Source organism: Psychrobacter sp. ENNN9_III (genome assembly GCF_001462175.1).
Taxonomy (GTDB): Bacteria; Pseudomonadota; Gammaproteobacteria; order Pseudomonadales; family Moraxellaceae; genus Psychrobacter.
The window spans coordinates 1-26257 of sequence record NZ_LNUO01000001.1; the positions used below are offsets into that span (position 1 = coordinate 1).

Consider the following 26257-nt stretch of genomic DNA (forward strand, 5'->3'; position numbering starts at 1 on the left):
CACCTAATGATAGGTGCTTTTTTTATGAGTTTTTATGTTTTAGTCATATTATTAACCTAAAAAAGCATTATACATCCAGATCAATTTCTCCTGCTGCTGTACATATTCATCTACTAAGTCAGCGGTACCTTGATCTTCAGCTTGTTCAGCTAGTGCTGATACGTCACGTTGCTCTTCAATAAGAGATTGCAAACCAGTCACCACGCCTCTCACGCAAGCATTACCGTCTTTAACATTCTTATCTTCAGGAATACTGGTGTGCTGAGCAAAGTCACTATAAGCATGCAGTGGCGTACCACCTAATGTCAAAATACGTTCAGCGATCTCGTCGATTTCTACCTGTAAGCTAGTATATAGTTCTTCAAACTGAGGATGTAGGGTGAAGAAGTGCTCACCTTTTACGTTCCAGTGGTAACCGCGAACGTTAATATAAAACATATGATAGCTTGATAATAAGCTGTTGAGCTTGGTGATTACTTCGCTCATATCTGCTTTTTCTAGACCGATTTGATTAGTCGCATTATTGGTATTACTCATAATATTATCCTTATAGTGTGAGTGTAAATTATAAAATAAAAGTATAGCAAGTTATTCCATTTATACTTAAGCGCTTTACTACAACAGAACTTTAAAAATACAGTAAACATATCCTAAAAAGCAAATAGAACAATCACAGCGCCATATCCTTTAATGATTATTATAATAGCAAAACTTGAATCATTAGTTAAGTTTTATAAATATAACGCTATGATTGATTCTATAAAACCTTACTTTGAGGGCGGTTGTAGGCTTTCAGGATTTAAGCCGCGTATTGGAACGACTTCTTGTAAATGCTGACGGACAGTATCAATAGGGAACTTCTGTGCTTGTAAACGTTTGGGTACGATTTGGCTACCTTGTTGCCCCTTCATTTCAAACATCATAAAGATATAGTCATCAGTCTCATCCCAGCTTTTGACCGCAGTCCATGGAATCACCGCTTGTTGAGTGGCACCCGCTCGCATTTGCATGCCACGCATCTTATTGCTGCTCATCAAATCAGGTTGATTGCTCGGCATTGCCATGACTAGACCATGTTTTTGTACGCCTAGTTTCATTTGACGCATCTCATCTGGCATCTCTTGTTCAGCTACTTGTTTATCAAACTGTTTTTTGACATACCATTTAAAGCCTAAAGTACGAACCAATAGGTAAATGACGACCGAGACCAGCATGACCCAAAATATAATAGTGGAATAGCCTGTCACGAATATTAGCCCTGCAACCGCTAGTATTACGACCACCGCCATGATAATCCATTCTTTCATTTTGATGCTTTTTAGACCGAAAGAGGGGCTAGCACTGGCAAATAGCTCATACTGTGCTTGATGAAATTCAGTCTCAGTCAGGTTTAGGGGGACAGGTTGTAGCGTGTAGGGGTACAGGGCCATAAAGGTTTCTCAAATACTTATATTAAAAGTGTTGGGTTTAAATCGCCAAAACGAAACAGCTACGCGTATTTGGCTGGAAGTGGAATAAAGGTATGCGCTTATCTTACCGAAAAGTACTCTTAAATGGAACATATAAGGATATCTGTTCACTGATAGATACCATATAAATGGTATGAACGCTGGTATTTGCAGCTTACTTGGTTAAATAGTAATCTCAAAGTGTGAACAGGGTGTTTCAAAATTATGGTGTATTAGCTTACTACAGCAAGTATGCTAATGATAATACGTGATAATCCCTGACAGTTATAACTAGAACATAGCTAAAAAATGGTCGAAATACTGATTAGACAGAGTTGCAATATGGTCAAAGCTACTGGGTCTTGGTATTATAGCGGCTACAATATATTCTCATGAAAAACAGGCTGTCATAAACAAATAATACGGTTAGGCGAGGTATTAAAGCTAGACTAGCCCCTATACTACTTTTCCTTTAAAATTTTTATTCACTTTTAGCGTTACAGGCAACTATTATGATTGATCCAAAACTCTTACGCGGCGACCTAAGCGATCTACAGCAACAACTCGCCACTCGTGGTTATACGCTTGATATGGCCTTTTGGCAAAGTATCGAAGCTGAGCGTAAATCGCTACAAGTTAAGACCGAAGAGTTGCAATCGCGCCGTAATGCCGGTGCAAAACAAGTGGGCGCGCTAAAAAAATCAGGCGAAGATGCCAGCGAGCTATTGGCTCAAATGCAAAGTGTCAGTAGTGAGATTAAAGTAGCTGAAGACGAGCTGCGCACTCTACAAGAGCGCATCAACCAAGCTGCTTTGCAAATCCCGAATATCCCAGCAGCAGATGTGCCAGTGGGTGCGTCAGAAGATGATAACGTTGAAGTACGCACTTGGGGGACGCCGCGAGATTTTGATTTTGAGATTCAAGACCATACTCATATCGGTGAGACGCTTGATATGCTCGATTTTGAAGCAGCAACAAAGCTCACTGGTAGTCGCTTTAATGTGTTGAAAGGCCAGCTTGCACAGCTTCACCGCGCCTTGATTCAGTTTATGCTAAATACCCATACCATTAAGTACGGCTACACTGAGACCTATGTGCCTTATATTGTCAATAGCGAGAGCCTAAAAGGCACAGGTCAGTTGCCGAAGTTTGAAGATGATTTGTTTAAACTGACCAATCATACTAATAACGATGAGATGGATTTTTACCTCATTCCAACGGCGGAAGTGCCGATGACCAACTTGGTACGCGGCGAGCGCTTAGATATCAAAGAGCTACCGTTAAAGTTTACCGCGCATACGCCATGTTTCCGCAGTGAAGCTGGCTCGCATGGCCGTGATACCCGTGGTCTTATCCGTCAGCATCAGTTTGAAAAAGTTGAGATGGTCAATATTGCCTCAGCTGAGCAGTCAGATGAGCTATTAGAAGCGATGACAGGACAGGCCGAAGATATCTTGCAACAGCTCAATCTACCATATCGTACCGTTAAGCTGTGTACTGGCGATATGGGCTTTGCCGCGCAAAAGACTTATGACATCGAAGTATGGTTACCAAGCCAAGAGACCTATCGTGAAATCTCTAGCTGCTCAAACTGCGGTGATTTCCAAGCACGCCGTATGGGCACACGGGTCAAAGACGGCAAGCAAACCAGTCTTGCGCATACGTTAAATGGCTCAGGTTTGGCCGTCGGCCGTACCTTACTGGCAGTGATGGAAAACTATCAGAACGCTGATGGTAGTATCACTATTCCAGAAGTATTGCGTCCGTTTATGGGCGGTGCTGAGACTATATCAGCTTAACAAATGTTTTACTGTAGTAATGGCAAGTTAGCATGATAACTTGTCATTTATTACTTTTAACCAATTATTAATGGTTGTTTGACAAAACCGATATAAGTCATAAGTTAAATACAAACGATTTTATAATGTCGTTTTTGGCTTGCTTCATAGCAAATATGTTAATATTGCAGCTTAAATAAATACCTTATGTCTAAGAGTATTTATTGCGCTTTTCTATTGTTTAATCGATCTTCCTCTTATCCTCCATACTTCTCATTCGAATATTAGGACACTCTATGCCCACCCCAATTAACGAACGTAAATTAGCCAATGCCATCCGTGTACTGTCGTTTGATGCGGTTCAAAAAGCCAACTCTGGACATCCAGGCGCGCCGATGGGCATGGCTGATATTGCTGAAGTTCTGTGGCGCAAGTTTTTAAAGCACAATCCTGCTGACCCGCAATGGCCCAACCGCGATCGCTTTGTGTTATCGAACGGTCATGGCTCGATGCTTATTTACTCGTTACTGCATTTATCAGGCTATGACGTCAGCGTTGATGACCTAAAAGGCTTCCGTCAGTTGCATTCAAAAACCCCAGGCCATCCTGAACTTGGCTACACGCCGGGCGTTGAGACCACGACTGGTCCATTAGGACAAGGTATCGCCAACGCGGTTGGTTTTGCTATCGCTGAAAAGACCTTAGCGGCACAGTTTAATCGTGACGGTCATAACATCGTCGACCACCATACCTATGCGTTCTTAGGTGATGGCTGCTTGATGGAAGGTATCAGTCATGAAGTTTGCTCGCTCGCTGGCACGCTAGAGCTTGGCAAGCTGGTATTCTTCTATGATGATAATGGTATCTCTATCGATGGTGATGTTGAGGGCTGGTTCACTGATGATACGCAGGCGCGTTTTGAAGCGTATGGCTGGCAAGTTATCAAAGTCGACGGCCATGATACTGATGCCATCACGCAAGCAACTGAGCAAGCCATTAACGAAACGGCAAAGCCAAGCCTAATTATTTGCAAAACCACTATCGGTGCGGGCAGCCCAAACAAGCAAGGCCTAGCAGCCAGCCATGGTGCACCACTTGGTGATGATGAAATTGCCTTGACCCGTGATGCGTTGTCTTGGAAGCATGCACCGTTTGAGTTAGATGATGAAATCTACGAAGCGTGGGATGCCAAAGCCAAAGGCGATGTCCAACAAAAGAACTGGGATGCGGATTTTGCAGCGTACAAAAAAGCCTATCCAGAGTTGGCGGACGAGCTATTACGCCGCCTAAATGGCGAATTGCCGGCAAACTTTGACAAGCAAGCAAAGGACTACATCCAACAAACCCAAGAGCAGGGCGGTGATGTTGCCAGCCGTAAAGCCAGTCAAAACGCTATCAATACTTTGCAGCCATTATTGCCAGAGTTATTAGGCGGTTCAGCGGATCTGGCTGGCTCAAACCTCACACTATTTAAAGGTGCGAAAGGCATCGAAACTGACGCTGATGGCAACTATATTTACTATGGCGTGCGCGAGTTCGGTATGACCGCGATTGCCAATGGTATCGCGCTACATGGTGGCTTTATCCCTTACGTTGCAACCTTCCTCATGTTCATGGAATACGCGCGTAACGCCGTCCGTATGGGCGCATTGATGAAGCAACGTATCATCCATGTTTATACGCATGACTCTATCGGTCTGGGTGAAGATGGCCCAACGCATCAGCCAGTTGAGCAATTGACTAGCCTACGTACCACGCCAAATCTACGTACATGGCGTCCTTGTGATGCAACCGAATCTGCTACGGCTTGGGTAGAAGCGATTAAGTCAGAAAATAATCCGTCAGCGCTCATCTTTAGCCGTCAAAGCTTGCCACATCAAGCACGTGATAGTGAGCAAGTAGCGAACATCACCAAAGGTGGTTATGTACTAGCGAAGGAACAAGGCGAGCTGCAAGCCATTATCATCGCGACCGGTTCAGAAGTTGGCCTAGCGATGGAAGCGTATGCAACGCTTGGCGCAAATGGCGTTGGCGTCCGTGTGGTCTCTATGCCATGTGCTGAAATCTTTATGGAGCAAGACGCCAGCTATCGTGACGCTGTATTGCCTGCCACTATCCGCGCCCGCGTCGCTGTCGAAGCGGCCCATGTCGACTACTGGTATAAGTTCGTCGGTCTTGACGGCAAAGTCATCGGCATGACCACTTATGGTGAGTCGGCACCTGCGAGTGATTTATATAAAGAGTTTGGTATTACTGCGGATGCTGTGGTTGAGGCTGTGGAGAGTTTGGTTTAGGCTGTGGCTTTAGCTCAGCACTTAGCTATGATTTTTAGTTAAGTTAATAATGTTGTACGAAAGAGAGCTGCTGGAGAAATCTGGTGGCTTTTTTTTATTTGGTTTTTGGATTTTAATTGATATTTGTTCGTTATTTTGGTTAACTAAATGGAACTCTACTCAGTAAGCAATATGCTTTTTTGCAAACTAAGTTTTCAGAATAATACTTTGGAATAATATCATGGCAGCCTATATCACCGTTGGCGCTACAACTACTCATGGCGGTACAGTTATTACGGGTTCACCGCATACCACACATAACGGTGTACAAGTCTCACGTAAAGGGGATAAGGTCATTTGTAGAAAGTGCAAAAAGATCACTACTATTCTGACAGGTGATCCTACTTTTATCGTCGATGGTGCGCCTATTGCACGCGGTGGTGATGTGACGAGCTGCGGTGCGAAATTGATTGCTATTCAGCATTCGTTTGCGGAGTCGAACTTTGAGGTAGAAGGAATTGAGCAGCCTACATGATGAATAACAATCAATATTGTTTTTGGTCTACCAATTTAAGGGCGCTTCGCGATGTGTATTTGTTTTGTACTAACACGTTGATTAGACAAGGATATTAACTTAACATCAGGTATCTAAACGATTTATACAATACAATTAAGGAGTTGCCTTATGTCAGACAAATCTGCTAAGAATGATACAAAAGATGATATCACACTCAGTAAAAAGGTTAAGAAGCAGCTAAGTAAGCTTGATAAGCTGCGCCAAAAAGAACAAGATAAAATAGATAAGGCGCGTCAAAAGGAGCTTGGTAAGGTAGATAAGAAACGTCAGAAAGAGCAAGACAAAGTAGATAAGATGATTCAGGGCTTAATTGACAATATTAATCAAAAAGCTAGTAAAAAACAGGAAAAGATAGATACCAAAATTCAGAAAAAAAGAAATAAGCTAGACACGGCTGGTATAGAACAAGACCAACCATGGCAGTATTAGATAGTATATAAAAATACCAAAAGAAGTATAAATTTGGTAGCGCTCATTCAGACTTAGATGTGTATGACATTATAGTTGCAATATTACCTTAGTCGGTAAATAAAAACTTTAATGTCAGCGCGTCTAAGTCTTTTTTTATTTCGTATTTAACATTGTACCGCAGCCCCAAGTCTAGGCGATTGTTTATCTCAACCATAAATCTCTTCCAACCGTAAACAAGCAACCAATCGACCTTCCCATTCTCGCAGCTCTGGCTCTATTTCGCTACATTTAGGCTTGGCGTAAGGACAGCGTTTATGCAGTGCGCAGCCACTTGGTGGGTTAAGTGGACTTGGAAGCTCACCATGTAAGGTTAAGTCATTTTTATGGCCAGTTACAGTCGGTGCCGCTGCTAATAAAGCAATGGTGTAGGGATGTTTAGGAGCATTATAAATAGCTTCTTTAGGCCCATGTTCGACCGCTTGACCCAAGTACATTACCATCACATCATCAGCGACATGGCGAACTACTGATAGGTTGTGCGAGATAAAGACGTAAGCGGTATGGTATTCGTCTTGCAAGTCCATGAATAAATTCAAGACTTGCGCTTGAATCGAGACATCGAGCGCCGAGGTAGGTTCATCAGCGACCACAATCTTTGGATTGAGCATCATAGCGCGGGCAAGGGCAATCCGTTGGCGCTGTCCACCTGAAAACATATGCGGGTAACGGCCAGCATGTTCGGGACGCAGACCAACATGTCTCATCATCTCATTAATTTTGCTGCGCTTTTCTTCCTTTGATAACTTGGTATGAATATCTAATGGTTCAGTCAATTGATAACCGATCGTATGACGCGGGTTAAGGCTACCATAAGGGTTTTGGAATACCATCTGAATTTCGGTACGCAAATCTTTTAATGCTTTTCGGCTATAGCCAGTCGATGCCTCATCGTTGATAAGCACCATTGCCATCTATTTTTCACGTTGTAGTCGGATAAGCAGATCCATGATTTGCGCTTGCACCGTGACATCAAGCGCCGTCGTTGGTTCATCAGCCATAAGCGGTTCTGGCTCGCAAGCAATCGCCATCGCAATTATGACCCGTTGACTCATGCCACCCGATAGCTGATGTGGATAGACCTTAAGTCGGTTTTTGGCGTCAGGCATCTCAACCAATTCAAGCAGCTCTAAGATACGTGTTTGAACCGCCGAACCCCGCAGACCAAGATGCTTGCATAGTACTTTACCCAGTTGTATCTCAACCGTAAAGCTTGGATTTAGACAAGACATCGCATTTTTAAGCTCTAATACATATTTTAAATAAAACACCTATATTTCGCATATCTCTGAGCGCACGATAAAACGTTTGCCCTCTGGTATTTCAAGTGAAAAACTTGCACCGCGACCGTCTACCACATCGATAGTTAGATCGGTATGCTGCCATAGTTTATATTGTGCTTTACCCATATAAAATGGACAGCCTGCAAGCTCACCGACCAACACATCTTGCCCGCCAACTTTAAACTCGCCTAACGGATAACACATCGGTGAGCTGCCATCGCAGCAGCCGCCCGATTGATGGAACATCAGGTCACCGTGCTTAGATTTTAGTAGTTCGATTAATTCTTTACAGGATTCTGTCGCTTCAAGTTTCATGTCGGACTCCTTATCATGACAATAATTTATACAATTTATTTTATAGCAGTTTTATCGCTGGCTGACTTTGATCTAGGGTTGGCAGCTCTTGCTCGTCTTTTAAATCAACACCGGATAGTTTAAGTTCACAAGATTTTTTCATTAGTGCTAATAGTCGATTCGCTGCCATTTTGACAGGCAACCCAGCTGCTCGCACATTAGAGATACAGTTGCGCATGGCGTCATGGCTATCAGCATGCGCGTCCCAAGTATAATAAATGCCTAAGCTGTCAGGGGAGCTAAGACCGGGCCGCTCACCAATAAGCATGACCAGCATTTTGGCATTGAGACGTTCTGCAATTTTATCGCCTAAAGCCACACGGCTGCCAGTTGCAATGACTAAGGGCGCGATGCTCCAGCCTTCTTCTTTAAATAACGGAATAAGCTCTGCTACAAGCTTTGGACCATTCTCTTCTAGCGCCCGTGCCGACAGACCATCTCCCATCACGATGATGACATCATAAGATTTATCTGTGCCGGATTGTTCTAAAAAGCGCTCTAATTTTTCAGAGGACTCAGTGTTTAGTAGTCTTCCCCAATCTGGACGTTTAAGATAGTCAGATTTGTTTTCTGCCTGACTCATTACTTTGAATAGCTCCCAAACCTCATCTGATTGCTCTAGAGCTTGTTCGTCACTTTTCTCTGAATCTTCTGCCGCAGCTTCTGTGTCCATATCTTTAAAAGTAAGATGGCATTGTGTAGACAAATCATCAACTAAGCGTTCGATATCCAAATCTTGTAGTACCGCATCTTTGGCTTCGGCATGGTCAAGTTGAAACTTTAATAAAGGCTTAGTAGGAATACTACAGCCAACTCGTCCTAGCGCAATTCTAGAATCTGTATATTCTTTGAGCTTCTGCCAAGGATCTAAATGAACCAATTCAGATCGTTGACTCGTTTCGGGGTTGTCTTCGTCAATAATCGACTGCTTAACTTGCGAATCATTCATAGACATAGCATTCTCCTTTATGATTCGGTATTGCGTGACTTTATAGATTTATTTTAATCATTATTATAAGGTTACATAATGCCAGAAAGCAGGGATGATGGTTTGTCTGACCACTGGATACTGTTTTGCGTTTGAGTATAAATGCCGTTTTCACTGAGCCAATGCGCAAACTCAGGGGCAGGGGTCAACCCAAGCAACTGCCTAGCGTAGAGGGCATCATGGAATGAGGTGGTTTGATAATTGAGCATGACATCATCGGAGCCTGGAATACCCATAATAAAGTTGATTCCAGCGGTTGCAAGCAAGGTCAATAAGGTATCCATATCATCTTGATCGGCATCGGCATGATTGGTATAGCAAATATCACAGCCCATGGGGACGCCAAGTAGCTTGCCACAGAAGTGATCCTCAAGGCCTGCGCGAATGATTTGTTTGCCATCAAACAGATATTCAGGGCCAATAAATCCAACGACCGTATTTACTAACAATGGATTAAATTCTCTAGCCACTGCATAAGCTCTTGCTTCCATTGTTTGCTGATCGACATCGAAATGCGCATTGCTTGACAGCGCACTGCCTTGTCCGGTCTCAAAATACATAACATTTTGCCCGACCGTGCCACGATTTAGGCTGAGCCCCGCTTCATAGCCTTCTCTCAATAGGGCCAAATCTATACCGAAGCTAGTGTTGGCTTTTTCGCTGCCAGTAATTGACTGAAAGACTAAATCAACGGGCACTTTTTTCTCAATCAATTGGATAGCGGAGGTGATGTGAGTCAATACGCAAGATTGAGTAGGAATTTGATATTCAGATATCACATGGTCTAGCAGCTTTAGTAATTCTGATAAATTTTGTAGATTGTCAGTGGCGGGGTTGATGCCAATCACAGCGTCCCCGTTGCCATACATCAAGCCATCGATAATACTGGCAGAAATGCCCAACATATCGTCGGTAGGATGATTGGGCTGTAAGCGCGTAGACAAGCAACCATCAAGACCGATAGTGTTGCGAAACTTAGTGACGACTTGGCATTTCTTGGCGACTAGAATTAGATCTTGCACGCGCATTATTTTGCTAACGGCAGCTACCATCTCTGGAGTAAAGGCATATTTTAATTGGGCTATTTCATCCCTTGTGGCAGATTCCCCCAATAACCAGTTTCTTAAGTCACCAACGGTAAAGCTGGATATTTTGGCAAAGGCTTGTTTATCGTGCTGTGCCATGATTAGCCGAGTTACTTCATCGTCTTTATAGGGGATGGTAATGTCATCCAAAAAGTCGATTAATAAACAATCGGCTAAAGCCATTTGCGCTGCTACACGTTCAGTAGCATCAGAGGCTGCAACCCCAGCCAATTCATCACCTGAGCGTCGCGGTGATGCTTTGGCAAGTAACACTTTTAAACTCTCAAATTGGTAGGTTTTCTGCCCTACAGTATGTTGATAAGCCATTTTGTTCACCTTCTATCTATCAATTTTATAGGCTATAAAATATAAGCTCTATAAACATTATTAACTTAAATCATCTGACGCGGCTTGAATCTCTGCGAACTCTTCTTCTGGCGTGCCACTCACTAAGTGATGACGGCTAAATATGACGAAGTAGAGAATAAATACGACATAAATCCCTGCTGCCATAAACCAAACTTTGGGATCTACCATCAGTCCTGCGATTACGGCAAAAAAAGCGAGTACAAGTGCTATACCTGACGTCATGATGCCGCCCGGTGTCTTATAAGGGCGCGGCAGGTCAGGACGAGATAAACGCAGCTTAATGTGCGAGGCCATCATTAATACGTATGAGATAGTCGCACCGAATACCGCCATAAGAATAAGAAGATCTCCTTCACCAGTAAGTGATAACAGAAAACCTATAATGCCAGGGACAATTAGAGCCAAATAAGGCGCTTTATTGCTATTAGTTAGTGAGAGCTTCTTAGGTAAATAACCCGCACGCGATAAGGCGAAAATCTGCCGAGAGTAGGCATAAATGATGGAGAAGAAGCTGGCGATAAGACCTGCGAGACCAACGAAGTTTACAAAACTTGCTAACCACGTATTTTCACCATATACGGCGATTAGGGCATCAACTAAAGGCGCCCCTGAATCTTTTAAGGTATCTGCACCCGCAGCACCTGGTCCTAAGAATAAAATAAGCAACGCGAATGACGCTAAAATCAACATGGCACCGATTAATCCACGCGGTAATGACTTAGCAGGATCTTTAGCTTCTTCAGCCGCTAGAGGCACACCCTCAACCGCTAAAAAGAACCAAATCGCATAAGGAACGGCAGCCCAAATCCCGATATAACCAAAGGGTAAAAACGGACTTGCTCCTGCTTGTGTACCAACGGCAATATCAAATAAGTTCTTACTATCAAAATGCGGAAACATCGACACGATAAATACGACGAGGGCGATACAGGCAACAGCGGTAATGGCAAACATAATCTTTAATGCTTCGCCTGCGCCTTTTAAGTGGATAGCTATAAAGACGATATAGCATATCAAATATACGATCCAGCCTCCGATACCGAACAACGACTCGCAATATGAGCCAATAAACACTGCAATAGCGGCTGGCGCGATGGCATATTCAATCAAAATCGCAGTACCAGTTAAATATCCTCCCAAAGGACCAAAAGCGGTACGGGCGAAACTATATCCACCGCCTGCTGTAGGCAACATGGTGGACATCTCTGACATCGATAAACACATGCACAAATACATGAGAGCTACGGCTATCAAGGCGACAAACATCCCGCCCCAACCACCTTGTGCTAGGCCAAAGTTCCAACCAGCAAAGTCTCCTGAGATGACATAGGCGACGCCAAGACCTATTAATAAAACCCAACCAACCGCACCTTCTTTAAGTTGACGTTTGGCGAAATAATCTTTTTCAGCTTGAGTGCTGCCAGAGACCGCGCTTTTTTGATCGTTAGGCGTGCTTGTCATGTTGCTCCCCTACATAAAGACTATAAGTAAACTAAGGGTACTGCTAACTCATACTGTAAATAACTTGTTATTAAAAATTATTAACAACTGACATCTGAAAGCTGAAAATAAAAAGGTCGTATCCCTTCAACTCAAATTGCTAGTAACGCATGGTTGAAATGATACGACCTGTTATTAATGATTAAAGACAATAACCATTAAACCAATGTCAAAATGTCACAAAGCTATAAGGCTACATAGCGTAGTCAATCACAATGCGACCCTCGATTTTACCTTGGCGCATACGTTCAAGAATGTCATTAATATTCTCAAGCGGCTCAGCGGCAACGGTCGCTTTTACTTTACCTTCCGCTGCCATATCTAGCGACTCTTGTAGGTCTAGACGTGTACCAACGATTGAGCCACGAATGGTAATACCATTTAGTACCGTATCAAAGATAGAAACAGGGAAGTCGCCTGTTGGTAGACCATTACAGACCAAAGTACCACCGCGGCGCAGCATGGTCAGCGCTTGATCAAAGGCCTTAGAGGAGACGGCTGTCACTAGCACACCATGAGCACCGCCGATCTCTTCTTGCAGATACTCACCAGGATCGGTGTTTTTGGCATTGACGGTGACTTTTGCCCCCAGTTTTTTGGCAAAATCGAGCTTTTCATCGTCAATATCGACGGCAGCAACGTTCAGTCCCATGGCAATGGCGTACTGTACCGCCATGTGACCAAGTCCACCGATACCTGAAATGACGACCCAATCACCTGGTTTGGTGTCTGTCATTTTCAGACCTTTATATACCGTCACACCCGCACATAGAACTGGTGCAATCTCAACAGAGTCAACGCTCTCAGGAATAATGCCAACATAGTCAGCATCTGCCAATACGTATTCTGCAAAGCTACCATTCACTGAATAACCAGAGTTCTCTTGACTTAGGCACAGGGTTTCCCAGCCACCTAGACAGTGCGTACAGTGACCACAGGCAGAGTAGAGCCAAGCACACCGACACGGTCGCCTTCTTTAACATGCTTAACACCTTCACCCACAGCAGTGATCAGGCCGACACCTTCATGACCAGGGATAAACGGGGGGCTTGGTTTGACTGGCCAATCGCCTTCGACAGCGTGCAGGTCGGTATGACAGACACCTGATGCCTGCATTTTTACTACAATTTGACCAGGACCTGGGGTAGGGATATCAACTTCTTCAATCTGCAGAGGTTGGTTGAACTCATGCAGAACCGCAGCTTTCATTTTATTAGCCATGTTACTTTCTCCTTATTACTAGCAGTCACTAATGCTCGACTTAGTCTTTTAAACTGCCAATTATTTTACATGTAGATGCTTAGTAAGCATCGAGTTTGCACCTTACGCTTCCTTGTAAGGTGCTTTAGCAAATAGTGTTTAAAAGAACCCCATCGCTTTTGGACTATACGATACCAGCATGTTTTTGGTTTGCTGATAATGATCAAGCATCATTAGATGGTTTTCGCGGCCGATACCCGATTGCTTGTAGCCACCAAATGCAGAATGCGAAGGATAGATGTGGTAGCAGTTGGTCCACACGCGACCTGCTTGGATGCCACGTCCGAAGCGATAGGCTTTGTGTACACTGCGTGTCCAGACTCCAGCACCAAGACCATATAAGGTATCATTGGCAATGCTCATGGCCTCTTCGTCGTCTTTAAATTTCGTGACGGCAAGTACTGGTCCAAAGATTTCCTCTTGGAACACGCGCATGTCGTTAGTACCTTCAAAGATAGTGGGCTGCACATAGTAGCCATCTGCAAGGTCGCCGTCATGCTTGGCTTGTTCGCCACCGACCAATACTTTGGCCCCTTCTTTTTTACCAATATCCAGATAAGATAGGATTTTTTCTAACTGGTCTGTGCTGGCTTGGGCGCCAATCATGGTATCAGTATCTAATGGGTTACCCATTTTGATGGCTTTGACGCGCTCGATACAGCGCTTCATAAACTCATCATAAATGCTCTCGTGTACTAATGCGCGCGACGGACAAGTACAGACTTCACCTTGGTTAAGCGCAAACATCACTAGACCTTCGACCGCTTTGTCCAAAAAATCATCGTCTTCGTCCATGACATCAGCAAAGAAGATATTTGGACTCTTACCACCCAGCTCTAGGGTAACTGGAATGATGTTTTCACTGGCGTACTGCATGATTAGGCGACCAGTAGTCGTCTCACCAGTAAAGGCAACTTTATTGATACGTGGATTGGAGGCAAGCGGCTTACCAGCTTCAACTCCGAAACCGTTGACCACGTTGAGGACACCTTTTGGTAAGATATCAGCAATCCCGATCGTCTCTAGCATAAATAGGATAGAGGCAGGCGTTTGCTCTGCAGGCTTGAGTACTATACAGTTACCAGCAGCAAGCGCAGGGGCTAGCTTCCATACTGCCATGAGGATCGGAAAGTTCCATGGGATAATTTGGCCGACGACACCAAGTGGCTCATGGAAGTGATAAGCAACCGTGTCATCATCAATTTGACTGAGGCCGCCTTCTTGTGCACGAATGGCACTGGCAAAATAGCGAAAGTGATCGACAGCTAATGGAATGTCTGCTGCTAGGGTTTCACGTACAGGCTTGCCGTTTTCATACGTTTCGGCAATGGCGATGGCTTCTAAATTGGCTTCCATCTTATCTGCAATTTTGAGCAGTAGATTGGCACGTTCAGCGACACTGGTTTTGCCCCAAGCGTCTTTGGCAGCATGAGCAGCGTCTAAGGCTTTTTCAATATCCGCTTCTTTTGAACGGGCGACTTGGCAGATGACTTTACCGTCAATGGGGCTGGTGTTGTCAAAGTATTCTCCATCGGCTGGTGCGACCCACTCACCATTGATAAAGTTGTCATATTTTTCGCGGAATTGGACGGGGCTGTTTTCTGTATTGGGATAGGCGTGTAGCATTAACGACTCCTTGTTGTATTAATTTATAAAGCAAATAAACGTTCAAGCCTTTGATATATGATCTTTTGAGGTCATATCTATAAAGTCACTTGCACGGTTTTGCTGGATCTTCCTGATCAGGTTGTCAGTCTATCCTACTGAACTTTTATACATAAAGATACCCCACTCTCAACTTATTTTTCTAAGGTATTGGTTTACTTAGTTTTTAAAATTTCAGTTAAAATAATTAGAATTTTAAATTCTATAAAAATCAAAAGCCTACGATAAGTTGAGATTGGCGTATAAGGATAGTTACTTTTAGTAAAGCAAATCAGGTTGTTTCATAAATTTAGGTTATGCATAAGTATCTGCTTAAATTGGTTCGAAAACTTGGTACAGCTGTTATAATTGCTACCATTATGATGCTACGACGGTAGTTTCCTTTTTCTTATGTTATTGGTTGGTTTGGATATATGCGTCAATCTTCTGCTCTTGATATCTTAAAAACAGGTCAAAATGTGTTTTTGACTGGCTCAGCAGGTTCAGGTAAAACTTATACTCTCAACCAGTACATCAATTACTTACGCGCGCGCCGTGTGCCAGTAGCGGTTACGGCAAGTACGGGAATTGCGGCCACACACATGAACGGTACGACCATTCATAGTTGGTCGGGTATCGGTATCAAAGATGAGCTGACGGAGCGTGATTTAACCAATTTATCGCGCAAGCAGTTTTTGGCAGATAGGTTAAAAGATACAGCGGTACTAATCATTGATGAGATATCGATGCTGCATGCCAAACAGCTGAACTTGGTCAGCCAAGTTTTAAAGTATGTGCGCAAAAACGACAAGGCCTTTGGCGGTATTCAGGTCGTCGTTGCAGGCGACTTTTTTCAGCTGCCGCCGATTGGAAGTAAAGGCGAGACCAACCGTGAAAAGTTTGCCTTTATGAGTGAAGCGTGGCTCGATGCCAAATTTCATATTTGCTATCTATCAGAGCAGCATCGACAAGTGAGCGAGGCGGCTAATGGCGGTCTTGATTTAGATGACATTTTGAACCAAATTCGCCGGCAAGAAGTGACCTTTGAAGCCATTGCGGCGCTGGAAGCTACCTTTGATCAAAACGTCGATATCAAGCGTACTCGTCTTTATACCCACAATCTCAACGTCAATAAAATCAATGACAAAGAGCTGGCAGCCCTAGATGGTGAGATGATGCGTTTTGAATCTACCTCTACGGGCGATAACAAGTTGGTTGAGACGTTAAAAAAGACGGTGCGTACCCAAGATGAGCTGATTCTTAAAATTGGCGCTAAGGTCATGTTTATCAAAAATAATACTGAGCTTGGCGTTTCTAATGGCACGATGGGTGAGCTGATTGGTTTTGCCTCTGTCAAAGTCGATGACAGCAAAGACAGTAGTGATACGCTGATTGAAGACAATGGAAACAGTAGCGACAGTGAGACTGATATTGCTAAGAATACAAAAACGAAAGGCAAAGATAAAGAGACACCAAAAGCTAAAAAATCAACGACGCAGAAAATGCCTGTGGTGAGACTAAATTCTGGTCGTGAAGTCATCGCTGAACCTGAAGAATGGATTATCGAAGATGAAACGGGAGATGTACTGGCAAGCTACAATCAAGTACCGCTTTGTCTGGCGTGGGCGATTACCATTCATAAGTCGCAAGGCATGACCCTTGATGCCGCTGAAATTGATTTGTCGCGTACCTTTGAGCTTGGGCAAGGGTATGTAGCATTGTCACGGCTAAAATCGCTGGCAGGTCTACAGCTGCTGGGTATGAATGATATGAGCTTACAACTTGATCCGCTAGCACGCGGTGCGGACAAGCGGTTTTTGGTGCTGTCTGAGGAAGCCGACGCCAACTATGCGATGCTTGATGAAGAAAGCATGAAGCAGGCGCATGAAAAATTCATTTTAAAGTCAGGCGGTACCTTGAGCAAGTCAGTGATTGATGCCTATGCTAACTTACAAAAAAAACGCCGTGAGCAGCAACAAGCGCAGCAAGAGAAAAAACAAAAACTTGGCAATCAAGTCTCAGATAAGTCGCAGAGTACTTTGCTTGCGACACGGCTGCTATTAGAAGAAAGCTTATCTATCGCTGATATTGCTCAGACGCGTGAGCTTGCACAGTCAACGATTATGCGCCATATTAGTGATCTTAAACGCCAAGATCCAAGCTTGGCTTGTGATCATCTGCGTCCTGAGGACGATGTGATGATGGCGGTAGGCAATGCTTATGTGGCGATTAAAGTGGCCAATAATCCCAATGATTTTAACGATAATGGCAGTGTAAAAATCAAGCCTATTTACGAGAGCCTTAAACAAAGTATTGATTACAATACCATTCGATTGGCCCTGATTTTTATTACACCATAGGCTTGCTATCTTTGCTCCTACATTACCTTCTACATTTATAGCGATACTTTGTTATGCCAGATTTTTCTAGTGCCAATTATCAACTCACCTCTGATCCAGTAGCTGCTTTCCATGCTACCGGTGAGCACACTCAGCCACTAAGGATTGCTATCAACGGCTTTGGACGTATCGGGCGTAATGTTTTGCGTGCCTTGCTAGAGCGCTTTGAGGTACTTGGACGCGCCATTCATGTGGTGGCTATTAATGATTTGGCCCCAGCTGATATTTTATTACACTTATTGAAATTCGACAGTACGCACGGCCGTTTAAGTCGTCTTGGCGTCGATGCGGATATAGTAGAGAGTGTGGCTGATGAGTATGGCGAAACTCAGTTATGTCTGACCAAAAATAAATATACTTATTGTATTCGTATGCTCTCAGAGCCTGACCCAAAGCAGCTGCCTTGGCAGACGCTTGATATCGATATAGTTTTAGAATGTACAGGACATTTTCGCTCTTATAATCAGGCAAACTTGCATATAGAAGCAGGTGCTCAGCAGGTTATTATTGGTGCTGCGCCTTTTGATAATGTCGATGCTTGTATCGTCATGGGCGTCAATACCGAGCTACTGACGAGTGAGCTACCGATTGTTTCCAGTGTATCTTGCACCACACAAGCCTTAGTGCCACTGATCGATACGCTTGACAAAGCCTTTGGCGTTAAGTCGGCAATGATGACAGAGATTCATGCTGTCACGGCTGATCAAACAGTACTCGATCAGGCACATCGTGATCCAAGACGCGCGCGAGCGTCTGGTCATAATATCATTCCTACAACATCTAGTAGTATTGCAGCGACGGAACGCGTGCTACCAGCTATGGCGGGTAAGATTAATGGACATTCCATTCGAGTGCCCACCATCGATGTCGCAGCAATCGATGTAACGTTTGTGTTTAATGCAGCAGATATCAGCATCAACGATATACGCGAAGTACTCAAGACCGCCAGTCAAGCGCATTTATTAGATATTATGGCTTATACCGATGAGCCTTTGGTTTCAAGTGACTTTATTCATCAAACAGAATCACTTATTATCGATGGTCAGCAGCTTATGCAAGTGGGTGAACAATACAAAGTCTTTGCTTGGTACGATAACGAGTGGGGCTATGCCAATAGGCTGCTTGATATGTGTTTGCATCTGGCTTCTAGCAAGCAGGCATTCACTAAAAAACACCGAGGAATAAAATAATTTAATTTATTTTAGATATGTGCTTGCAATATGAGATGATATCTATATAATGATGCACCAATGGAGACGTGGCAGAGCGGTTGAATGCACCGGTCTTGAAAACCGGCAAGGGTTCATAGCCCTTCGAGAGTTCGAATCTCTCCGTCTCCGCCAAATTCAAAAGGCCCCAATCAGTTAATGATTGGGGCCTTTTTTTATGGCTGTTTTTTATATAGTTATAATCTTTGTGCTTGTTTTATTTAGGACTGACTATAGTGCTGTTGACTCCAGAAGAGTGCTTTAAAATTGGATAGAGTATCTCAAAACTCAATCTGCTGACCATCCGTTAAATGTAGAACACCCTCACTAATCTCTATCGTGACATCTTGTGCGTTTCTAATTGCACGCATGACATTAACGTCCTCAATACTACTTTCAATGACGATTTTACCTGACTGTTCAGGCTCAATAGCTGGTTTAAACTGCGTGAGCGGAACATTGAATTTTTTACCTTCTGTTAGTTTTGCATCTTTCATAAGCAAAGTGCCCTTAAAGCTCTCAATAGGCACCGAGCCATGATTGGATAGCATAAACTGCAGCTTTACCTGGTTTAAGCTGTCACTATCACTGCTTTTGACAGGCAATAAGGCAAGAGGGTAAGTCGACGTATTCATAGCATCTATCTGCTGGCTGACCGCAACAGGACTTTTTTTGCCAGTTGGGTTGTTGGGATGCAGGCGCTCGTATTCGCGCTGCTGTACTAGTGCCTGCTTAATCGTTATGCGCGGCATGGCGCCAGACTCATAGGCACCGCTAAGCTTCATCCGTAGCATATAGCGGCTAAGAAGCTGTCTGTCACTTTCTGGCAGTTGCTCAAACGTATCTCCCAGCTTTTTTTGCCACTGATCAGAGTTCGTAGGTATGGTCTGTTTACTTGGGTCGGTTTGCGGTTGTGAGCAGCTACTCAATAAGGCAGTTGTCGTCACAGACAAAACAAGCAACACAGCGACACCCATGCGCTGATAAAAATGTTTAGTACAAAGTGTGGATAGGACATTGGAGTGATGTGATAAAATGGGTGCACTTGCTATCAAGCGCTTCTTCAAAGGCCTTGTCATGAGCTACCTCCTTGTTGTTCTTATAAGCTCTATAATCAATATTAATTACAATATACCTTAATTTGGTAAACAGTATTATGAGTCGTCGTTGGCTATTGTGTTAAATTATGCTTAAAGCTAACGCCTTGCATAATGTAAGAGCATAAGACAAAGGTTTGAATGATAAATGCGAAGGATACAAGTTGAAGAAGTGTTGAGTGGTAGAGTGATAAGTTGGACAATAAAGTGGGTTGTTGAGAATAAAGTAAGTAGAATAGTGTAAGCAAAAAAGCCAGTCGCTAAGTGAAAAAATAGACTTAGCGACTGGCTTTTTTATGGCTGTCTTAAAGTATCAATAGCGACTGGCTTTTTTATGGCTGTCTTAAAGTATCAATAGCAACAATCAACTTGATAAAGACGTCAGCGTTAATCATCGTTTTGTAACTCAGTCAACGGATGCGTAATATTATTATTATGAGTGACCACAATCGCTTCATCAATGATACGTTGGCTGACACCGCGCTTACGCAGAGTCTCGATAAAAACTTCATCATGCGCTAGAGTATAATCTTGATGATCACGATCAAGACCTTGACGAATATACAAGCGGATTAATCCTTGAATACGTTTGAATCCAAGCTCTGATGAGGTTGCCTCTAGCAGCTCAATCATCTCTTCAGAAAGACGAATGCTGACTGGGCGCATGATTTTCTGCGGATGATCAGAGAACTTATTTTTTATGCGTACAGGTATCATAATAAACCATTACTTTTAGTGACTAAAAACAAAGAACTTCAACGAGAATGATAGTAGCTATCCAGTTGCAATCAAGGCGTAGAGTAGTTACTTATAAATATTTTAGATAGCCGTCATAAACAAACAGTTATCAATACTACTTACCATACAACAAAACCACTATAAAAAACACTACAGTAGTGAAAATAGCAACCATAAAAAAACCTTCATCAATAATAGATGAAGGTTTTTAGTATATGGCTCTCCAACCTGGGCTCGAACCAGGGACACACGGATTAACAGTCCGTTGCTCTACCAACTGAGCTATTGGAGAATAGGCTGTACGTACATGATACGTGACAACAAGACTTAGAAAGTCTCTAACGAGTTCTTGCTAAGTGGGGCGTATTCTAGCAAAGATAAAAAATACGTCAAGCCTTTTTTTGCATAAATTGCAAAGATTGTCATTTTAATGAGAAAAGAAAGCTTTTTTATCAAAAACTGTCATAAAAAAACGCCCACATAACAAATATGGGACGTCTTTTTTTACTGCTTTTTAATGATCAGGCTATTTAGCTTAAATGCCTTTTTGCTTAGCGACTTGCTTATTCAACAACGTCCAAGTCAGCTACGGCTTTTTCGATACGTGATAGCGCATCTTTTAGCGTCGCTTCGTCAGTGGCATAAGAGATGCGCATATAGCCGCCAAGACCAAAAGCATCACCAGGGACGACCGCTACGCCAACTTTATCAAGCAACCATTCTGAAAACTCTGTACATGAAGACAGGCCAGCGGCTTTGATCAATGGCTTGATTTCAGGATAGACATAAAAGGCGCCATCAGGACGCAGGCAAGTGATGCCTTTGATAGCATTTAAGCCATCGACGACGAGGTCGCAACGCTTCTCGAAAGCTTCGACCATCGGCGCTAGTACGCTTTGGTCACCACTGATAGCAGTTTCAGCAGCGACTTGGCTAATAGAGGTTGGGCATGAAGTAGACTGCGATTGTACTTTTTTCATCGCGCCAATCAGCTTAGCTGGGCCACCAGCGTAGCCGATGCGCCAACCTGTCATGGCATAGGCTTTTGAGACGCCATTTAAGATGATGGCACGCTCTTTTAGCTCAGGTGCGGCGTTTAAGATATTGTAGAACTTATCACCGGTCCAGCGAATATGCTCATACATATCATCTGAGGCCACATAGACGTGCGGGTGTTTTTTCAATACGTCAGCGATGGCTTTTAGCTCGTTCAAAGTATAGATCATACCCGTTGGGTTCGATGGGCTGTTTAATACCAACAGTTTGGTTTTGTCCGTAATGGCATCTTCTAGCTGCTCTGCTGTAATTTTGAAATTCTGCGCTGCTGGGCATTCGACGATGACAGGTTTGCCTTCAGCGATGATAACCATGTCAGGATAGCTGACCCAGTATGGCGCTGGAATGATGACTTCGTCGCCTGGGTTGATAAAGGCTTGGGCAAGGTTAAAAAATGACTGCTTACCACCTACCGATACTAGGATTTCATTTAGTTCATAGCTGATGTCGTTATCGCGCTTAAACTTCTCGATGATGGCTTTTTTGAGCTCTGGCGTACCATCGACAGCGGTGTATTTGGTAAAACCGTCATTAATTGCATCAATGGCCGCTTTTTTAATATGTTCTGGCGTATCAAAATCAGGTTCGCCAGCGCCAAGGCCGATGATGTCTTTGCCAGACGCTTTTAGCTCTTTGGCTTTATTGGTAATCGCTAGAGTCGGTGATGGTTTGATGCTATTAACGCGGTCAGACAATTGCAATTCACTCATGGGAGATCCTTTTTAACTGGGAGGGAAACTGGATGATCGAGACTAGTTATATGGTGTTGTAATTATTGTCAATACAAGATAAAAGCATGTTAAATAAGGAACATACAGTCCTTTATATCAGCTCTTATAACCTTGCCTTTAGCATTGTAGCATGCTGATATTATGCTGTCTCAACGGTTAATAGTGTGCTGACTCAATCAGTAGCGAATAGTAGGCAAACAGTTGTTAATCAAAAAATAGTGGTTATAAGAGATGTTGTGCGAAGTTACAACAGTAATCATCAATACTTAGTCTATAATTATTTGAAAGCCTATTATTTAGTTTTATTAAATGAAATGGGTATTTATATAAGATTATTACTAATTCTGATAGTTGGTAATATCTCTTAACATATTCATATTAATTGATTTATGAGAGTTTTGGTATTCAATCAGCTAGTTCAAAGGACTCCTGAAAAAAACCACTGGAAAAAGGATTTTACAATGACTGACTCTACCCAAAATTTACATATTCTAATCACTGGTGCGACCTCTGGTATTGGCTATCAATTAGCAAAAGACTACTTACAAGATGGCCATAAAGTTTACGCGGTTGGCCGTGATGATAAAGCATTAGCAGAGCTAAAAGACTTAGGCGCAACACCGATTGATTTAGATTTGATGGATCGCGACAAGGTCATAGCAGCCTTTGAGAAGGTTGAGAGAATTGATTTAGCGATTTGTGGCGCAGGCATGTGTGAATATTTAGATATGCCAAATTTTGACAGCAGTGTCTTTATGAAAGTCATGTCGGTCAATATGGGTACGCTGTCACATGCTATTGAAGGCGTGTTGCCAAAACTCATTGCGTCAAAAGGGCGATTGGTCGGTATTGGTTCAGCGTCTGCCTATGTGCCGTTTGCCCGTGCCGAAGCTTACGGCAGCTCGAAAGCCGCGATTCATTACTTGATGAAGACTTTACAGATTAGCCTAGCACCGCACAACGTCGATGTTAGTTTAGTGGTGCCAGGTTTTGTAAAAACGCCAATGACGCAGCAAAATGACTTTCCAATGCCGTTTATACAAACGCCTGAGCAAGCGAGTTTTGCGATTCGACAAGGTATCAAAGATGGTGAAGAGGTCATTGAATTTCCCAGAAGGCTAACGCTATCGTTAAAGGCGTTAGGCGCTTTACCAGATACGGTCTGGCAGCAAGTCAGTGAAAAAATGAACAAAAAATAATTAGCTAAGTAACCCTGAGCTAAATAACGACTTATTAGATAGAACACTAAGGAAAGTCTTATGCCATTTTTTCGCCGTCAGCGTACATCTGATCAACCAAAAACTGTAAAGCAACAACCAGTACAAGCTAATGAGACAGTCGATGATCAAGCAACGAAAAGTATCGCTATCATCGGTTCTGGGGTAGCAGGATTAACTTGCGCTCATTATTTGGCAAAGCTTCATAACGTGACAGTGTTTGAAGCCAGCGATTATATTGGTGGGCACATAAATACGATCGATGTGACGTTGCAATATGGCAAAAAGGCGAAAGAAGATAGAATGGAGGATAGTGCAATAGATACAGGTTTTATTGTTTTTAACGAGCGTACTTACCCAAACTTTTTTCGCTTACTGCATGACTTGCAAGTGCCGTATCAAGCAACGGATATGAGTTTTTCAGTGAAAAATACCGCTCGCAACTTTGAATATAATGGTCATACGCTGAACACCTTACTATCGCAGCGCAAAAATGTCCTTAATCCTAAGTTTTGGGCGTTTATGACTGATATTTTGCAGTTCAATAAACATGTCCGTCAATTGCGTCAAGACTATGAGACGGCGCGCGCACAAGGGCAGGAGGTGAGAGATTTTACTGAGCAAACCCTAGGTAGCTATCTGACGAGTAAGCGTTATGGCGCTTTATTTACCGATAATTATCTGTTGCCAATGGTCTCAGCAATCTGGTCGACTGGCCTAGAAAAAGTAAAAGAGACACCCTTAGTATTCTTCGCGCAGTTTTTTGATAATCATGGTTTGCTCGATGTGGTTAATCGTCCGCAATGGTTCACTATCAAAGGTGGCTCTAAGCAGTATGTTAATAAGTTAGTGACGCGTTTTGTTAAAGCTGGGGGTACTGTGCGGGTCAATAGTCCGGTGCAGTCGGTCGTTCGGCATGACAATAAAGTGACCTTAACCGTCATTGATAAAAGTGCTAATAGCGATGCGCAACAGTTCACCTTTGATGACGTTATTTTTGCTTGTCATGCCGATACGGCGCTGAAATTACTGAACGATGCCAGTCCTGATGAAAGTGAGGTGCTGGGACAGTTTCAGTTTACTAATAATACAGCGGTGCTGCATACCGATACCGAAGTATTACCAAAGAAATCACTGGCATGGGCAAGCTGGAATTACTTAATTAACGATAAAGATAAAGTGCAGGATAAGACTGATGAACAACAAGCATCTGCAAAGCCAGTACTGACTTATCATATGAATATCTTGCAGCGTTTGACCAAGCAGCATAATTATCTAGTCACGCTAAATAAAGACATTAATCCTGCGCAAATCATTAAAAGTATTGACTATAGCCATCCCGTATTCGATAACAAGATGATTGCTGCACAAGCTCAGTGGTCGCGCATATCCGGTAGTGGTCTACATACGCATTTTTGCGGCGCATATTGGTTTAATGGCTTCCATGAAGATGGCGTACGTAGTGGTCTGCGTGTCTGTCAGATACTGGGTAGTACGATTGATATTAAAGATGAAGTCGATCCAAATCATCTACCTGATAGTGATAGCACGCACATGCCATTTCGTTATAGAGATTTGCCAGTAAAGGCAGATAAGCAAGCACGCAAACTCAAAAAACGTCACGTGATGAGGGCTACTACCAATCAAGAACTGGTCGACTATATCGCAACTTTGCAACCAACTGCACAAGCATTTAATCGTAAGAAAAAACGAGGTTTATTTGGCCGTCGCAAAGCTAAAAATGTATAGCAGTGCAATAATATCATTATATAAGAGCACATTATGACTACCTCAGCTCATCCGTCTGACGCTATGCCAATTCATGAGTCGCCACAAGTCCCTAATATGTTGCCGCATCAGTTGTTTCAAGGAACAACGTGGCACAGTCGTTTGCTACCCAGCATGCACAAATTTGCTTATCCGTATCTTTATTGGGGTGTCAATATCAGTGCGCTAGCAGCGGGACAGGTATTACCAGAAGTGAGCACATCAGCCCTAGCTAAACGAATGTTAAATAAGCGTATTGGTATAAAAGGCTTACTGCTATTTTCAGCGGAAAAAAAGGCATTGCAGCAGTTCTGTGCAGATGATTATTTGCATCCAAGTGTAGATGACAATAATGCTGATGGCGACAAAAAAAATGGTTTAAATCGTGCTAAAACACTCGAACAGCGCTTAAAAAAAGCGTTTATTAAGTATGCAGGTAGTGCTCCGGCAGGTGAGATGATGGGCATGCTAGTCTGCCGCAATGTTGGACTATATTTTAGTCCAGTCAATTTTTATTTGGGTTTTGATAAGGAGCAAATACCTACGCATCTGCTTGCGGAGGTTTCCAATACACCATGGGACAAACGTCACTATTATGGGTTTTTATTAGAAGGCACTGATACAGAGTTTTGCCATGATAAAGACTTTCATGTTTCACCATTTAACCCGATAGATCAGCTGTATCGCTGGCAGGTAAAGGTAAAAAAGCAGTCAGATAGTTGCTTGCAAGTTCGCATCGCTATCAACATAAGTGACGCGCGTGGCGAAGTATTAAAGACAGGCATTAAGATGTCCGGTATACCGATGACAGAGACGACAATTCGTGACAGTCTGCGGAAAAATCCGTTCATGAATTTTACGTCGCTGACACGTATTTATTGGCATGCTTTCAAGCTCTATGCGATCAAAAAAGTTCCTTATATTAATTATGATGAAAAGCTGGCTGATAGTCAGCAGGACGTCAAAGATTCTAAAGATATCTCTTAGTAAGAGTAGCCGTCAATCCTAATAGAAAAT

General features: G+C 43.1%; 23 protein-coding genes and 2 tRNA genes. 10 read left to right on the forward strand and 15 right to left on the reverse strand.

Annotation, left to right across the window (positions count from 1 at the left end; translation table 11 throughout):
* Window positions 1-51: 51 nt before the first annotated feature.
* Window positions 52-537, reverse strand: coding sequence for a Dps family protein (locus PENNN9_RS00005; RefSeq protein ID WP_058367734.1), 486 nt, complete (start codon window positions 535-537; stop codon window positions 52-54).
* Between the two features lie 230 nt (window positions 538-767).
* The gene (locus PENNN9_RS00010; RefSeq protein ID WP_058367735.1) at window positions 768-1430 is read right to left on the reverse strand and encodes a YcxB family protein; all 663 of its coding nucleotides are present in this window, start codon (window positions 1428-1430) and stop codon (window positions 768-770) included.
* A gap of 530 nt (window positions 1431-1960) precedes the next feature.
* Between PENNN9_RS00010 and serS the strand changes: the two genes are divergently transcribed.
* The 4 genes from serS (at window position 1961) to PENNN9_RS00030 (ending at window position 6505) form a co-directional block, all read left to right on the forward strand.
* Complete coding sequence (gene serS / locus PENNN9_RS00015) at window positions 1961-3247, forward strand: serine--tRNA ligase (RefSeq protein ID WP_058367736.1); 1287 nt, start codon at window positions 1961-1963, stop codon at window positions 3245-3247.
* A 275-nt stretch (window positions 3248-3522) separates the two neighbouring features.
* Complete coding sequence (tkt, locus tag PENNN9_RS00020; RefSeq protein ID WP_058367737.1) at window positions 3523-5520, forward strand: transketolase; 1998 nt, start codon at window positions 3523-3525, stop codon at window positions 5518-5520.
* Window positions 5521-5740: 220 nt separating this feature from the next.
* Entirely contained in the window at window positions 5741-6034 is a 294-nt protein-coding gene (locus PENNN9_RS00025; protein WP_058367738.1) for a PAAR domain-containing protein, read from the forward strand.
* A 150-nt stretch (window positions 6035-6184) separates the two neighbouring features.
* A complete protein-coding gene (locus tag PENNN9_RS00030) occupies window positions 6185-6505 on the forward strand; it encodes a hypothetical protein (RefSeq protein ID WP_058367739.1) in 321 nt (106 codons plus the stop codon).
* 188 nt (window positions 6506-6693) lie between these two features.
* Here PENNN9_RS00030 and PENNN9_RS00035 read toward each other — a convergent pair whose 3' ends face one another.
* The 9 genes from PENNN9_RS00035 to PENNN9_RS00070 all read right to left on the reverse strand — a co-directional run bounded on the left by PENNN9_RS00035 (window position 6694) and on the right by PENNN9_RS00070 (window position 15009).
* Window positions 6694-7458, reverse strand: coding sequence for a dipeptide ABC transporter ATP-binding protein (locus PENNN9_RS00035; RefSeq protein WP_227511664.1), 765 nt, complete (start codon window positions 7456-7458; stop codon window positions 6694-6696).
* A complete protein-coding gene (locus tag PENNN9_RS00040) occupies window positions 7459-7815 on the reverse strand; it encodes an ATP-binding cassette domain-containing protein (protein ID WP_082637930.1) in 357 nt (118 codons plus the stop codon).
* Complete coding sequence (locus tag PENNN9_RS00045) at window positions 7816-8142, reverse strand: DUF779 domain-containing protein (RefSeq protein WP_058367740.1); 327 nt, start codon at window positions 8140-8142, stop codon at window positions 7816-7818.
* A gap of 40 nt (window positions 8143-8182) precedes the next feature.
* A complete protein-coding gene (gene eutC / locus PENNN9_RS00050) occupies window positions 8183-9136 on the reverse strand; it encodes an ethanolamine ammonia-lyase subunit EutC (RefSeq protein ID WP_227511665.1) in 954 nt (317 codons plus the stop codon).
* Window positions 9137-9201: 65 nt separating this feature from the next.
* Window positions 9202-10581, reverse strand: a complete 1380-nt coding sequence (locus PENNN9_RS00055; RefSeq protein WP_058367741.1) for an ethanolamine ammonia-lyase subunit EutB — start codon at window positions 10579-10581, stop codon at window positions 9202-9204.
* Between the two features lie 60 nt (window positions 10582-10641).
* Window positions 10642-12084 carry an ethanolamine permease gene (eat, locus tag PENNN9_RS00060; RefSeq protein ID WP_058367742.1) on the reverse strand — a complete coding sequence of 481 codons (1443 nt, stop codon included), beginning with the start codon at window positions 12082-12084 and terminating at the stop codon, window positions 10642-10644.
* A gap of 232 nt (window positions 12085-12316) precedes the next feature.
* Window positions 12317-13021, reverse strand: a complete 705-nt coding sequence (locus tag PENNN9_RS00065; protein ID WP_413771726.1) for a zinc-dependent alcohol dehydrogenase — start codon at window positions 13019-13021, stop codon at window positions 12317-12319.
* A 14-nt stretch (window positions 13022-13035) separates the two neighbouring features.
* Complete coding sequence (locus PENNN9_RS13195; protein WP_264752876.1) at window positions 13036-13344, reverse strand: alcohol dehydrogenase catalytic domain-containing protein; 309 nt, start codon at window positions 13342-13344, stop codon at window positions 13036-13038.
* 138 nt (window positions 13345-13482) lie between these two features.
* Complete coding sequence (locus tag PENNN9_RS00070) at window positions 13483-15009, reverse strand: aldehyde dehydrogenase family protein (protein ID WP_058367743.1); 1527 nt, start codon at window positions 15007-15009, stop codon at window positions 13483-13485.
* Between the two features lie 452 nt (window positions 15010-15461).
* On the opposite strand from PENNN9_RS00070, the gene PENNN9_RS00075 reads away from it, so the two are divergent.
* From PENNN9_RS00075 to PENNN9_RS00085, 3 genes are all read left to right on the forward strand, one after another.
* Window positions 15462-17387: an AAA family ATPase gene (locus tag PENNN9_RS00075; RefSeq protein ID WP_058367744.1), complete on the forward strand. Its 1926-nt coding sequence runs from the start codon at window positions 15462-15464 to the stop codon at window positions 17385-17387.
* A gap of 53 nt (window positions 17388-17440) precedes the next feature.
* Window positions 17441-18616, forward strand: a complete 1176-nt coding sequence (locus PENNN9_RS00080; RefSeq protein WP_058367745.1) for a type I glyceraldehyde-3-phosphate dehydrogenase — start codon at window positions 17441-17443, stop codon at window positions 18614-18616.
* A gap of 62 nt (window positions 18617-18678) precedes the next feature.
* Window positions 18679-18769, forward strand: a tRNA-Ser gene (locus PENNN9_RS00085).
* 146 nt (window positions 18770-18915) lie between these two features.
* Here the strand turns inward: PENNN9_RS00085 and PENNN9_RS00090 are convergent.
* The 4 genes from PENNN9_RS00090 to PENNN9_RS00105 form a co-directional block, all read right to left on the reverse strand.
* Window positions 18916-19713, reverse strand: coding sequence for a hypothetical protein (locus PENNN9_RS00090; RefSeq protein WP_227511666.1), 798 nt, complete (start codon window positions 19711-19713; stop codon window positions 18916-18918).
* A 405-nt stretch (window positions 19714-20118) separates the two neighbouring features.
* Complete coding sequence (locus tag PENNN9_RS00095; RefSeq protein WP_058367746.1) at window positions 20119-20448, reverse strand: hypothetical protein; 330 nt, start codon at window positions 20446-20448, stop codon at window positions 20119-20121.
* Window positions 20449-20685: 237 nt separating this feature from the next.
* A tRNA-Asn gene (locus PENNN9_RS00100) sits at window positions 20686-20761 on the reverse strand.
* A gap of 271 nt (window positions 20762-21032) precedes the next feature.
* Window positions 21033-22235 carry a pyridoxal phosphate-dependent aminotransferase gene (locus tag PENNN9_RS00105; protein ID WP_058367747.1) on the reverse strand — a complete coding sequence of 401 codons (1203 nt, stop codon included), beginning with the start codon at window positions 22233-22235 and terminating at the stop codon, window positions 21033-21035.
* Between the two features lie 482 nt (window positions 22236-22717).
* Between PENNN9_RS00105 and PENNN9_RS00110 the strand changes: the two genes are divergently transcribed.
* From PENNN9_RS00110 to PENNN9_RS00120, 3 genes are read left to right on the forward strand one after another with little or no spacing between them, the layout of a single operon-like run.
* Entirely contained in the window at window positions 22718-23455 is a 738-nt protein-coding gene (locus PENNN9_RS00110; protein WP_058367748.1) for an SDR family NAD(P)-dependent oxidoreductase, read from the forward strand.
* Window positions 23456-23515: 60 nt separating this feature from the next.
* Window positions 23516-25222 carry an NAD(P)/FAD-dependent oxidoreductase gene (locus tag PENNN9_RS00115; RefSeq protein ID WP_058367749.1) on the forward strand — a complete coding sequence of 569 codons (1707 nt, stop codon included), beginning with the start codon at window positions 23516-23518 and terminating at the stop codon, window positions 25220-25222.
* A gap of 33 nt (window positions 25223-25255) precedes the next feature.
* Entirely contained in the window at window positions 25256-26227 is a 972-nt protein-coding gene (locus PENNN9_RS00120; RefSeq protein WP_058367750.1) for a DUF1365 domain-containing protein, read from the forward strand.
* Window positions 26228-26257 lie beyond the last annotated feature (30 nt).

Bases quoted from the DNA above. Each gene is read 5' to 3' on its own strand.
- PENNN9_RS00005 (WP_058367734.1), bottom strand. From the start codon at position 537: ATGAGTAATACCAATAATGCGACTAATCAAATCGGTCTAGAAAAAGCA.
- PENNN9_RS00010 (WP_058367735.1), bottom strand. From the start codon at position 1,430: ATGGCCCTGTACCCCTACACGCTACAACCTGTCCCCCTAAACCTGACT.
- serS (WP_058367736.1), top strand. From the start codon at position 1,961: ATGATTGATCCAAAACTCTTACGCGGCGACCTAAGCGATCTACAGCAA.
- tkt (WP_058367737.1), top strand. From the start codon at position 3,523: ATGCCCACCCCAATTAACGAACGTAAATTAGCCAATGCCATCCGTGTA.
- PENNN9_RS00025 (WP_058367738.1), top strand. From the start codon at position 5,741: ATGGCAGCCTATATCACCGTTGGCGCTACAACTACTCATGGCGGTACA.
- PENNN9_RS00030 (WP_058367739.1), top strand. From the start codon at position 6,185: ATGTCAGACAAATCTGCTAAGAATGATACAAAAGATGATATCACACTC.
- PENNN9_RS00035 (WP_227511664.1), bottom strand. From the start codon at position 7,458: ATGGCAATGGTGCTTATCAACGATGAGGCATCGACTGGCTATAGCCGA.
- PENNN9_RS00045 (WP_058367740.1), bottom strand. From the start codon at position 8,142: ATGAAACTTGAAGCGACAGAATCCTGTAAAGAATTAATCGAACTACTA.
- eutC (WP_227511665.1), bottom strand. From the start codon at position 9,136: ATGTCTATGAATGATTCGCAAGTTAAGCAGTCGATTATTGACGAAGAC.
- PENNN9_RS00055 (WP_058367741.1), bottom strand. From the start codon at position 10,581: ATGGCTTATCAACATACTGTAGGGCAGAAAACCTACCAATTTGAGAGT.
- eat (WP_058367742.1), bottom strand. From the start codon at position 12,084: ATGACAAGCACGCCTAACGATCAAAAAAGCGCGGTCTCTGGCAGCACT.
- PENNN9_RS13195 (WP_264752876.1), bottom strand. From the start codon at position 13,344: ATGGCTAATAAAATGAAAGCTGCGGTTCTGCATGAGTTCAACCAACCT.
- PENNN9_RS00070 (WP_058367743.1), bottom strand. From the start codon at position 15,009: ATGCTACACGCCTATCCCAATACAGAAAACAGCCCCGTCCAATTCCGC.
- PENNN9_RS00075 (WP_058367744.1), top strand. From the start codon at position 15,462: ATGCGTCAATCTTCTGCTCTTGATATCTTAAAAACAGGTCAAAATGTG.
- PENNN9_RS00080 (WP_058367745.1), top strand. From the start codon at position 17,441: ATGCCAGATTTTTCTAGTGCCAATTATCAACTCACCTCTGATCCAGTA.
- PENNN9_RS00090 (WP_227511666.1), bottom strand. From the start codon at position 19,713: ATGACAAGGCCTTTGAAGAAGCGCTTGATAGCAAGTGCACCCATTTTA.
- PENNN9_RS00095 (WP_058367746.1), bottom strand. From the start codon at position 20,448: ATGATACCTGTACGCATAAAAAATAAGTTCTCTGATCATCCGCAGAAA.
- PENNN9_RS00105 (WP_058367747.1), bottom strand. From the start codon at position 22,235: ATGAGTGAATTGCAATTGTCTGACCGCGTTAATAGCATCAAACCATCA.
- PENNN9_RS00110 (WP_058367748.1), top strand. From the start codon at position 22,718: ATGACTGACTCTACCCAAAATTTACATATTCTAATCACTGGTGCGACC.
- PENNN9_RS00115 (WP_058367749.1), top strand. From the start codon at position 23,516: ATGCCATTTTTTCGCCGTCAGCGTACATCTGATCAACCAAAAACTGTA.
- PENNN9_RS00120 (WP_058367750.1), top strand. From the start codon at position 25,256: ATGACTACCTCAGCTCATCCGTCTGACGCTATGCCAATTCATGAGTCG.